The 10364-nt window shown below is 73.9% G+C and carries 8 protein-coding genes and 1 pseudogene; 3 read left to right on the top strand and 6 right to left on the bottom strand.

The window, feature by feature from the left end:
• The 6 genes from AB0O00_RS20280 to AB0O00_RS20255 all read right to left on the bottom strand — a co-directional run.
• Positions 1-1589 (bottom strand): FAD-dependent monooxygenase (locus tag AB0O00_RS20280; RefSeq protein ID WP_363653670.1); only part of this gene is annotated, 1589 nt, incomplete at its 3' end.
• Entirely contained in the window at positions 1586-2974 is a 1389-nt protein-coding gene (locus AB0O00_RS20275; RefSeq protein WP_363653668.1) for a tryptophan 2,3-dioxygenase, read from the bottom strand. The genes AB0O00_RS20275 and AB0O00_RS20280, both read right to left, overlap by 4 nt.
• On the bottom strand, positions 2971-4179 hold the full coding sequence (locus tag AB0O00_RS20270; protein ID WP_363653666.1) for an aminotransferase class V-fold PLP-dependent enzyme: 1209 nt from the start codon (positions 4177-4179) through the stop codon (positions 2971-2973). The genes AB0O00_RS20275 and AB0O00_RS20270 overlap by 4 nt, the downstream gene beginning before the upstream one ends.
• On the bottom strand, positions 4176-4946 hold the full coding sequence (locus AB0O00_RS20265) for a tryptophan 2,3-dioxygenase family protein (protein WP_363653664.1): 771 nt from the start codon (positions 4944-4946) through the stop codon (positions 4176-4178). The genes AB0O00_RS20270 and AB0O00_RS20265 overlap by 4 nt, the downstream gene beginning before the upstream one ends.
• Before the next feature lie 10 nt (positions 4947-4956).
• Positions 4957-6246 carry a biotin carboxylase gene (locus AB0O00_RS20260; protein ID WP_363653662.1) on the bottom strand — a complete coding sequence of 430 codons (1290 nt, stop codon included), beginning with the start codon at positions 6244-6246 and terminating at the stop codon, positions 4957-4959.
• Positions 6243-7625, bottom strand: coding sequence for a hypothetical protein (locus AB0O00_RS20255; protein WP_363653660.1), 1383 nt, complete (start codon positions 7623-7625; stop codon positions 6243-6245). The genes AB0O00_RS20260 and AB0O00_RS20255 overlap by 4 nt, the downstream gene beginning before the upstream one ends.
• A gap of 592 nt (positions 7626-8217) precedes the next feature.
• Between AB0O00_RS20255 and AB0O00_RS20250 the strand changes: the two genes are divergently transcribed.
• The 3 genes and pseudogenes from AB0O00_RS20250 to AB0O00_RS20240 all read left to right on the top strand — a co-directional run.
• Positions 8218-8781, top strand: a complete 564-nt coding sequence (locus tag AB0O00_RS20250; RefSeq protein ID WP_363653658.1) for an NAD(P)H-dependent oxidoreductase — start codon at positions 8218-8220, stop codon at positions 8779-8781.
• A 12-nt stretch (positions 8782-8793) separates the two neighbouring features.
• Positions 8794-10059 carry an ATP-grasp domain-containing protein gene (locus AB0O00_RS20245; RefSeq protein WP_363653656.1) on the top strand — a complete coding sequence of 422 codons (1266 nt, stop codon included), beginning with the start codon at positions 8794-8796 and terminating at the stop codon, positions 10057-10059.
• Positions 10056-10364, top strand: a pseudogene (locus AB0O00_RS20240) (hypothetical protein); the annotation flags it as partial. The gene AB0O00_RS20245 and the pseudogene AB0O00_RS20240, both read left to right, overlap by 4 nt.

Raw genomic sequence — 10364 nt, 5'->3', positions numbered from 1 at the left:
AGCGCGGCGCCGAACGTCGCGGGCCGGCCGGCGTCGGCGAGCGCGGCGAGGTGGCCGTCGGGCCGGACGATCAGGCAGGTGCCCTCGTCGGCGCGGTAGGCCTCGCGCAGCACGTTGTCGCGGTCGCGCAGCACGGTGACGCCCTCGGGCATGTCGGTGGCGGGACCGGCGGTCGGGACGGCGAGTTCGCCCTCGCGCAGGACGACGACCAGGCGGGTGTCGAGGCCGTGGGTGTCGGCGAGCGCGCGCTCGGCGAAGGCGCGGGCGGTGTCGCGGTCCGGGGCGAAGTAGAGGCCGGTGAACCCGGCGCCGTACAGCTCGCGGACGCGGGTGGCGCCCGGCGCGGAGATCCGCGCGTCGGGGGCGAACGAGCCGAGCAGCGGGTGGCGTCCGGCGGACTCGACCACCGGGGAGTCGACGTAGGTGTGCGGTTCGGCCATCTTGCCGCTGTTGACCTTGTCGCGGGCGCCCTGGAAGGGCTGGGAGAGGGTCAGCAGCACCTTGCGGGCGATCCGGCGCACCAGGTTCGGCGGCACCATGAACTTGATGGTGGCCTCGGTGACGGCGAGGTTCTCCTTGGCCGCCGCGTAGCGCTCGTCGTGGTAGGTGTCGAGGAGGGCGTCCCCGGCCTTGCCCTGCATGACCAGGGCGAGCTTCCAGGCGAGGTTGTCGGCGTCCTGGATGCCGCTGTTCATGCCGCGCGAGCCGTAGGGCGGCAGGGAGTGGGCGGAGTCGCCGGCGAAGAAGATCCGGCCGAGGCGGAACTTGTCCACGACGCGCTGGTGGAAGCGGTAGGTGGAGACCCAGTCGATCTCGAAGTCGACGTCGCCGATGACGGCGCGCACGCGCTGGTCGAAGCGGCCGTCGGCGCGCTCGGCGTCGATGTCCGTCCCGGGGGCGAGCTGCCAGTCGATGCGCCAGATGTCGTTCGGCTGCGGGTGCATGACCAGCTGGCGGCCCGGGTTGAACGGCGGGTCGTAGTGGAAGTGGCGCTCCTTGGCGAGCGGCAGCTTCACCTTGAGGTCGGTGATCAGGAAGCGGTCCTTGTGGCTGTAGCCGGTCCACTCGACGCCGGTGAGCCCCCGCATCGGGCTGCGCACGCCGTCGCAGGCGACCACGTAGCGGCAGCGGTAGGCGCGCGGGCCGTCCGGGGTGGCGGCGGTGACGGTCACGCTGTCGCCGTCCTGCTCGACCCCGGTGATCTCGTGGGCCCAGCGGACCTCGCTGAGCGCGTCCGACTCGACCTTCGCCAGCAGGAGCTGCTCGATGCGGAACTGGGAGATGTTGACGAACGGGCCGTAGCCGATCCGGCGGGTGTACTCGGCGGCGCGGATCTCCTTGCCGCGCACGTAGGTGCGCGCCGTGGTCCAGGTGATGCCCTCGGCGCCGATGGTCTCGGCGCAGCCGAACTTGTCGAGGACCTCCAGGACGTCGCCCTGGATGAGGCAGGCCTTGGAGCCCTGCTTGCGCAGCTCGGGGTCGCGCTCGAAGAGGACGCTCGGGATGCCGAAGGAGGCCAGGCGGGCGGCGAGGGCCAGGCCGACGGGGCCGGCGCCGACGATGCCTACGGGGATCAGGTCGCTGTTCATGCTGCCTTGTCGCTCTCTGGGTGGGCGGCGGAGCCGGTGGAGTGGGCGGGGCGGGTGGGGACGTCGGAGCCGGTGGGGCCGTCGACGTCGGCGGCGGGGTCCGGGGCCTCGGTGACGCTGCGGAAGACCGGGATCGAGCGGACCGAGCTGAGGTACGGGGTGCCCTCGGTGGCGCCGGTGCCGGAGCGGGTGCCGAGCATCCGGACGGCGATCCGGTAGTGGGTCTGGCGCCAGCGGCGCAGGGCGCCGGCGAAGCCGAGCATCGCGGCGGACAGCAGCTCGCGGTCGGCGGCGGTGAAGCGGGGGTCCGCGCCGGCGGCGGCGCAGGCCTCGTCGAGGGTGGGCTGGCCGGCCAGGATCCGCTCGCGGACCTCGGGGGTGGAGCGGTAGGCGGGGGAGTCCAGCCGGTCCTGGTCGGGGACCCGGCACAGCGACTCGACCAGCTTGTAGTTGCGGGACTGGATGGCGCTCGCGCCGTCGGTGAACTCGCGGAAGGTGCGGAAGGACTCGACCTGCATGGTGGCCAGCAGCGAGAACAGCGGGGCCGACTCGGCGAGGACGGTCTCGGCGACGGCCAGGTGGCCGGCCGCGTCCTCGGCGCGGGCCGCGTCGAGGTGGCCTATCGCCGTGCGGATGCTCAGGGCCAGCAGCGCGAAGGTGGTCTCGAAGGTCTGCAGCACCCGGATGAACATGTGCTCGTCGTGTGACACGTACACCGGCATGATGCTGAGCTTCAGCACCTGGCGCTCGTACGGGTCCAGCAGCTCGCGGTCGGCGAACTCCCAGAGCTGGGCGGCCTGGCCGGCCGGGTCGGCGGCGGTGAGCCGTCCGCCGTGGCCGAGCCGGGCCAGCGCGGGCGCGGCCACCCGTACGGCGAGCCGGCAGCGCTTCTCCACCAGGCGGGCGTCGGGCCGCATCTCCGGCAGCCACTCGGTGCGTCCGGCGGCGGCGTCGAGCTCGAAGCGCAGCAGGTCGGCGAGGAGCTGGACGGTCAGCCGGTCGCGGGTGACCCGGGCGGCCTCGGTGGCGGCCGGGCCGTCGTCGGCCGTGGGGAGGCCGAGCACGGCGAGCGAGGTGTAGCTGGGGTAGTCGTAGCGGCCGTCCCACTTGTCGAGCGCGGTGTCCAGGAACCGGTCGAGCAGCAGGCGTTCGGCGGCGGCGTCCGTGGTCCCGGTGCCGGTGGTCCCGGTGCCGGCGGTCTCGGTGCCGGTGCTCCCGGTGGCGGCGGGGGCCTGGTCGGCGAGCCGCTCCCGGGCCAGGGCCAGGGACTTGAGCGTGGCCTCGGAGACGAAGTGCTTGCCGACGCGGTGGTACTCGTCGGTCACCGCGGAGTAGGGGAACCGGCCGGGTACGGGCTCGGCCAGCCAGTCGGTCAGCTCTTTCACGCTGTGGTGCTCACCTTCGGGAGGGGGACGGAAGGGTGCGGTCGGGTCTGCGCGCGGAAGTCGCGCAGGGCCTGGCACAGGGCTGCCACGTCGTCCGTGGAGTTGTAGTAGTGGAAGGACAGGCGCACGACGGGTCCGCGGGGACTGACCGCGATGCCCCGGCCGGCCAGCCAGCCGGTGAGGACGCCCGGATCGGCGTCGTACAGGCTCAGGTGGGCGCCCTGGAGCTCCGGGTCGGCTGCGGTGCGCACCCGCTCGCCCTGGCCCGTGAGGGTGGTGGCGGCGAGCTCGATCAGGGAGCCGATGTGCCGTCGTACGTCGGAGGGGTCGGTGCCGCGGAACAGCTCCAGCGCGGCGTTGGCGGCGTACATCGCGGGGATCGCCGGCGTACCGGTCTCGAACCGCCGGGCGCCGGCCGGGAAGTCGAGCAGCTGCGGGTCGAAGGCCATCGGCTCGACCCGGCCGAACCAGCCGGTCAGCTGCGGCTCCTGGTCGCCGGCCAGGCCGTCGCGGGCGTAGAGGAAGGCCAGGCCCGGCAGTCCGAGGAGGTACTTCATCGTGCCGCAGACCAGGTAGTCGCAGCCGATCTCGGTGACGTCCACCGGCATCACGCCCACCGCCTGGTAGGCGTCGACGAAGGTCGGCGCGCCGGCCTCGCGCCCGGCCCGGACGATCTCCGCGACCGGCGGCCGCTCGGCGTACTGGTACGTCGACATCGGGACGGACACCAGCGCGGTGCCGGAGCCCAGGGCCGACGTGTAGTCGGCGGCCAGGACCCGCCCGCTCCCGCGGTCGCCGGTGAACACCACCCGGGCCCCGCGCGGCCGTTGGGCGAGCCACACGTGGGCGATCGAGGGGAACTCCTCGACGGTCGTGACGATGTCGGTCCGGGCGCCGAAGGCGAGCGTGGAGGCCACCTGGTAGGCGCCGACGGAGGCGTTCGGCACGATCGCGATCTGCTCCGGGTCGGCGCCGATCATGGCGGCGAACCGCTGCCGGGACTCCGCGACCTCCTGCTCGAACCGGTGCCACGGGGCCCCGTGGGCCGCCATGGCCTCCCGCATCCGCTCCAGTGCCGCGTCGACGGCGTCGGAGCGGGCACCGAGGCTGCAGCTGGCCAGGTGGATGGTGCGCTCCAGCATCGGGAACGCCCGGCGGAACCCGGCCGCCGTGACGGGGGCCGCGGCGCGGTCCGTCCCGCTCATGCCCCGGCGCCGCTCATCGGGCAGGCCGACGCCGTGGCCTCCTCGGCGAACTCGGGCGCCGCCTCGGCGTCACCCAGCGGGCCGCTCAGCGTCAACTCCGTGCGCAGCTCCCACAGTTGCGGGAAGAACTTGTGGCCGATCAGCTTGGCCAGGAACTCGACCGGCGCGCCCTTGGTGCCGACGACGGAGTGCCCGATGACCCGGGTGGCCATCTTGTAGTGCTGGGTGCGCCACAGCGAGATCCGCTCGTCCCAGTCGATCATCGCCTCGGCCAGCCGGTACTCCGGGGTGTCGTGGCCGTCGCGGTAGACCTCGACGAGGTCGGTGCCGCGCGCCTCGACCAGCCGGCGGAACGACTTGTCGAGCTCCTGGCTGACCTGCCGGGCCGCCTTCCAGCCCGGCGACTCGAAGCCCGAGCCGTGGCCGAGGACGGTGCGGATGATCTGGAAGTCCCAGGGGGCCAGGTGGCGCATCATCTCCAGCTGGTCGGCGGTCAGCCGCGCGCTGAGCGAGGCGCGGGCGAGCAGCCGGGCCGCCGTGTCCAGCCGGCCGGCGTCGATCTGCCGGGCGGCCTCCTCGACCTCGTGGCAGGCCAGCTTGAGCCAGAGTTCGGTCGACTGGTGGACGACCTGGAAGAGCAGCTCGTCCCGGTGGATCACGTCCTCCGGCTTGCGCTGCAGCGACAGCAGGGTGTCGGTGCGCATGTAGCGCGTGTAGTCGTTGTCCCCTTCTCCGTCGAGTACGGGAACCGAGTAGTCCTTGGACACGGTGCTCCAGTCAGGCGTTCGTGGTGGACAGGGCGAGCGGCTCGGCGCGCACCCGGAAGTCCCTGGCGGTGGCGGTGACGGCGGCCTCGGCCGCGGCGGAGGTGGCCGCCCGGAAGCGGAAGCGTCCGCCGACGTGCTCGTAGTAGGCGTCCGCGTCGGGCAGGACCTCGCCCGGCCGCAGCACGGCCTCGGCGTACGGGCCGTCGGCGCGGCCGGTCATCGAGGTGGACTCGGTGATCCGGCACGGCCGTTCGGCCGGGGCGGGCACGAGCATCCAGCCGGCCACCTCGGCGCCGGCGTGCGGCGCGGCGGCGGCGTCCGGCACCGGCGGCAGCGGGTGGCCGACCTGGAGCTGCCAGGCGGCGTGCATCAGGTCGTAGCCGTGCACCTCGCGCCAGAGGAAGGCGATCTCGGCGCCGCCGACCCGGGCACCGCACTCCAGGAAGCGGCACACGACGCCGCCGTCCTCGTCGCGGTCGATGAACACTTCCAGGTGGAACACGGTGGCGCGGCCGGGGGAGAGCGCCCCGAGGAAGGCGGTGGCGGCCCGTTCGACGGCCGCGTTGACCTCCGGGTCGTCGATCTCGACGGAGCCGAGGAAGCTGCCGCCGCGGAAGCCCAGGCAGGTGTTGAGGTAGCGAGAGGCCCGCCAGGCCAGCAGGCGCTCCCCGTCGAAGACCCCGTCCACGTGGGAGACCGGGGCGTCCACGAAGGCCTGCACCAGCATCGGCTCGGTGTCCAGGTCCAGCTCCGCGACCTGCTCGGGGCCGTCCACCCGGACCACGCCCGCGCTCGAACTGCCGGTGCGCGGCTTGACGATGACGGGCCAGCCGGCGCTCGCGCCGAACTCGAGCACGGTCCGCGCGTCGGTGGCGGCGGTGAAGGCCGGCACGTCCAGGCCCGCGTCCGCGACGGCCCGGCACATCAGGTACTTGTCGCGGAAGACGATCTGCGACGCCTGCCGGGGCCCGGGTACGCCCCACTCCTCCCGCAGCGCGGCCCCGACCAGCAGGTCGTCCTCCTTGAGGGCGACGATCGCGGCGGGCGCGCCGTGCCGGGCGGCGAGGCCGCGTACCGCGGCACCGACCCGCACCAGGTCGTCGGTGGCGGGGACCAGCACGACCTCGTGGGCCTCGGCGGGCACCGAGCCGGTGCCGACCTCCGTCGACACGTAGCTGATGCGGTTCGCGGTGTGGTCGACGTACCGGGTGAACTCGGCGTAGCGCTCGCGCCAGCGGTTCACGACGATGACGTGCGGACGGTCGGACATCCGGCTGTTGCTCGGCTGGTGGTCGGTCATATCCGGGACTCCTCGGAGACGGTGGCCGGGTGGGTGAACACGCAGGTGCCACGGGTCCCGGGGTTGGCGTACGTGATCACTGCTCCGTCCTCCGGCCGCAGGGCGCGGCAGAACGCGCCGCCGAAGCCCTGCGGAGTGACGAAGATCCCCCAGTTCGCGACCCAGCCGTCGGTGCGTCCGCCGGCGGGGTCGACGACCGGCTCCAGGGCCGGCGTCACCAGCTCCTGGGCGACGTAGTCCCGGACGGCGGCCCGCTCCAGGGCCTCCTGCCACTGCTCCTCGGTGACGTCACGGCCGATCACCACGCCGTCGGCGCTGTAGCCGATGCCGGGCTTGAGGACGAGCGAGGTGCGGTGGGCGCGGGCGTGGGCGAGGGCCTGGCGGTAGCTCTCGGTGCCTTCGGTGCTCTCGCCGCTCAGCACCCAGGTGCGCGGCAGGATCCGGTCGACCAGCTCCTGTTCGGTCGCGGTCAGCGCGGCGCGGACCTCGGGCCGGTGCAGCAGGCCGAGCGCGGCCTTGCTGGTGAACAGGGCCCCTTCGAGCGGGGAGAACAGGGCGGTGCGGCCCGCCGCGTGGGCGCGGTTGAGCCGGGTCAGGGCGGCGCGGGCGACCGGGTCGCCGGCGATCTGGCCGGCGGCGAAGTAGCGCAGGACGACGTCGACGGGCCGGTCGTGCAGGGCGAGCTTGCCGTCCGCACCCTCCGTCAACTCCTGGATCTCGCCGAGCAGGAGCTCGATGCCGTGGTTGCGCATGTCCTCCTGGATGGAGAGGAACACGCCGTCGTGCTCGCCCAGCGCGCCCGGGCCCTCGATCAGGGCCACCACCGGGTGCACCGGGTCGGCGTCCGGGACGCCGCCGGCCGCCCCGCGCAAAGCCGCCACCAGGTGCACCATGGTGTCGGTGTGGCCCAGGCCGTTGGCCTCGGCGAAGGCGCGGAAGGCCGGGACGCCGAGGAGGGCGCGGTTGAGCTGGGCGGTGTCCACACCGCCGAGCTCGCTGCCGATGTTGAGCTCCAGCAGGCGGAAGCGGGTGCCGTCGTGGAAGGCGTCGGCACGGGCGTAGAGGACCGGGTCGCCGGTCGCGCCCTCGGCCATGACCTCGATCAGTTCGTCGGGCAGCCCGATGGCGGCGCCGTAGCGGTACACGTCGCCGCCGAAGCAGCGGTCCGGCAGCGAGACGAGGACCCGGAAGATCGCCGCCAGGTCGTCGGCGAACGCGCCGATCTCCGGCTCGGAGACGAACAGCGGGCGGGGCAGCAGCACATGCCCGTAGGACTTCCCGAAGACGGCGGGGAGCTCGGCGTGCGCGGTCGGGTTGCGCAGGTCGCTGTCCGGGGCGGCGGATGCCGCGAGGTAGCGGGAGGTGACTGAACTGTCCATGGGCGCTCTCCAGTTCTGCCGGAGCAGGGCGTGCCGGGTCAGGGCGTGCCGGATCCGGCAGCGCCGTGGGGTGTGGGGTCGTGCGAGGTGCACGGGGTGTGTCGCGGGGTGTGTCGCGGGGTGTGTCAGGGGGTGTGCCACTGGGTGTGTCACGGGGGGTGCGTCGTACGGGGTGTGTGTCGTACGGGGGTGTGCGTTGTACGAGGTGTGCTTCGTACGGGGAGTGCGGCCTGCACGCTGTGTGCGTCGCACGAGGTGTGTGTCGTACGGCGTGTGTGTCGTACGGCGTGTGTCGTACGGGGTGTGCGAGCCGCAGGAGCGGCAGGCGGGGGATCCGCGGTGACGTGCTCTCACTTTGGCACCGCCGGCCACCCCCGAGCACCGGCTCCGGGGCAGCGCCTTTGCGGCTGGCGCAAACGCGTCAGGCCGACCCCGGGGAGCAAAGCGGGACGGAATCGGGCAAACATCCTCGGCGGCGGGCCGTGCCGGTTGCGCGACGCCCGGCCCGCTGATTACCTACTGAGCACTGCAGGGGCCCCGCGCCCCGGACGATCCGCGGTGACACCGGACCGTCCAGAAGGAAGAACCCGCCATGTCCCGTCTGCAGTTCATCGTCGCCAGCACCCGCCCCGGCCGCGTCGGCCCCGCCGTCGCCGCCTGGGCCGCGGAGGAGGCCCGCCGCCACGGCGGCTTCGACGTCGAGGTCGTCGACCTCGCCGAGGTCGCGCTGCCCTTCCTCGACGAGCCCGGGCACCCGTCGGAAGGTGCCTACGTGCACCAGCACACCAAGGACTGGAGCGCCACCGTCTCCCGCGGCGACGCCTACGTCTTCGTGATGCCGATGTACAACGGCGCCTTCGGCGCGCCCCTGAAGAACGCGATCGACTTCCTCTACCACGAGTGGCAGGACAAGCCCGTCGCCCTGCTCAGCTACTCCGCCGGCCCCTCCGGCGGCGTCCCCGCCGTCGAGATGCTCCGCCCGATCCTCACCCGCATCGGCTTCCGCGCCGCCGAGCAGAGCCTCTCGGTCCCCCACATCGGGGAGTTGGTCGGCCCCGCCGGCTTCGACGCCCCGGCCGACGCCGTCGACGCCCTGGCCGGCGTGCTCGGCGAGCTGGCGCAGCTGGTCGCCGCCCCCGTCCCGGCCCAGGTCTGAGAGGAAGCAGCCATGTCCACACCGTCCGTAGCCGCTCCCGCCGAGCGCCTCGTCGTGGTCGGCAGCGGTGGCCGCCCCTACCGCGAGTACTCGTACCAGTCCCTGCACACGCGCTACACCCTGTCCGCCGTGCTCGCCGCCGAACCGACCTGGCAGCGCCCGTACCTCGACTCCTACGTCGTCGCGGACCTGTCCGACCCGCTCGCCATCGCGGACGCCGTCCGCCGGCTCGCGGGCCCGGGCGCCGCTCCGGTCGGCGTCCTGACCTGGGACGAGACCGCCGTCGAGGCCACCGCCGAGGCCGCCGCCACCCTGGGCCTGCCGCAGCTGTCCGCCGCGGCGGCCCGCAACTGCCGCGACAAGTACGCCACCCGCACGCTGATGTCCCGGGCCGGCCTCGCCGCCGTCCGCCACCGGCTCGTCACCACCGCGGACGACGCCGTCGCGGCCGCCGCCGAGTTCGGCTACCCCGTCGTCCTCAAGCCCCGCGCCCTGGCCGGCAGCATCGGCGTCGCCCGCGCCGACGACGAGGGCGAGGTGCGGGCGGCCTTCGCGCTCGCCGCCGGAGCCGCGTACGCCACCCTGCCCACCGGGCACGGCATCCTCGTCGAGGAGTACCTCGACGGGGAGGAGATCAGCGTCGACAGCGTCGTCCACGACGGTGCCGTCCACGTCGTCCACACCGCCCGCAAGCGGCTCGGGTTCGCGCCGTACTTCGAGGAGGTCGGCCACCTCGTCGCGGCCTCCGTGGAGGAGTCGTGGGCGGCGGAGGTCCGGGAGCTGGTCACCGGCGCCCACCGGGTGCTCGGCGTCACCACCGGCGTCACCCACGCCGAGGTCCGCCTCACCTCGCGCGGCCCGCGCCTCATCGAGCTCAACGCCCGCCTCGGCGGCGACCTCATCCCCTTCATCAGCGCCTTCGCCACCGGCATCGACCTCGTCGTGGCCGCCGCCGAGCTGTCCTTCGGCCGCCTCCCCGACCTCACCCCCACCCGCGGCGCGACCGCCGAGGTCCGGTTCGTCTATGCCGACACCGACGGCCTGGCCCGTCCGCTCGACCTCACCGCCGCGGCGGCCGTGCCCGGCATCGTGCACACCGCCGTCCTCGCCGAGCCCGGCGACCGGCTGTTGCTGCCGCCCCGTCAGGCCATCCCCCGGCTCGCCGCGCTGGTCGCCGTGGGGCCGGACGAGGCCGCCTGCCGCGAGGCCCTGGACCGGGCCGAGGCGCTCGTCGACCGCACCGTGGAGCCGCTCGCGCTGGCGGGAGCGGCCGCATGACCGCCCCCATCGCCCCCCTGGCGCACCCGGTGCGGGCCGCTGTCGACGCGGGCGTCGTCCCCGGCCCCGACGAGGCGCGCGCCCTCGCGGCCGAGCACGCGTACGTCCCGCTGTACCTCGAACTGCTCGCCGACACCCTCTCCCCGGTCACCGCCTTCGCCCGGCTGTGCGGCCCGGAGCTGGACGAGCCCGGCCTGCTGCTCGAAAGCGTCGTCGGCACCCTGGTCGCCATCCCGATGGGCCTGACGGACTTCTCCTCCGTGGGCGGCGCCGACTGGTTCGGCCTGGCCTCGCCCTTCCACTTC

It is taken from the genome of Kitasatospora sp. NPDC093558 (assembly GCF_040683475.1).
In the GTDB taxonomy this organism is placed as follows: domain Bacteria; phylum Actinomycetota; class Actinomycetes; order Streptomycetales; family Streptomycetaceae; genus Kitasatospora.
Note: the sequence above shows the minus strand (reverse complement) of the source record. Positions and strands in the feature narration are given on the sequence as shown.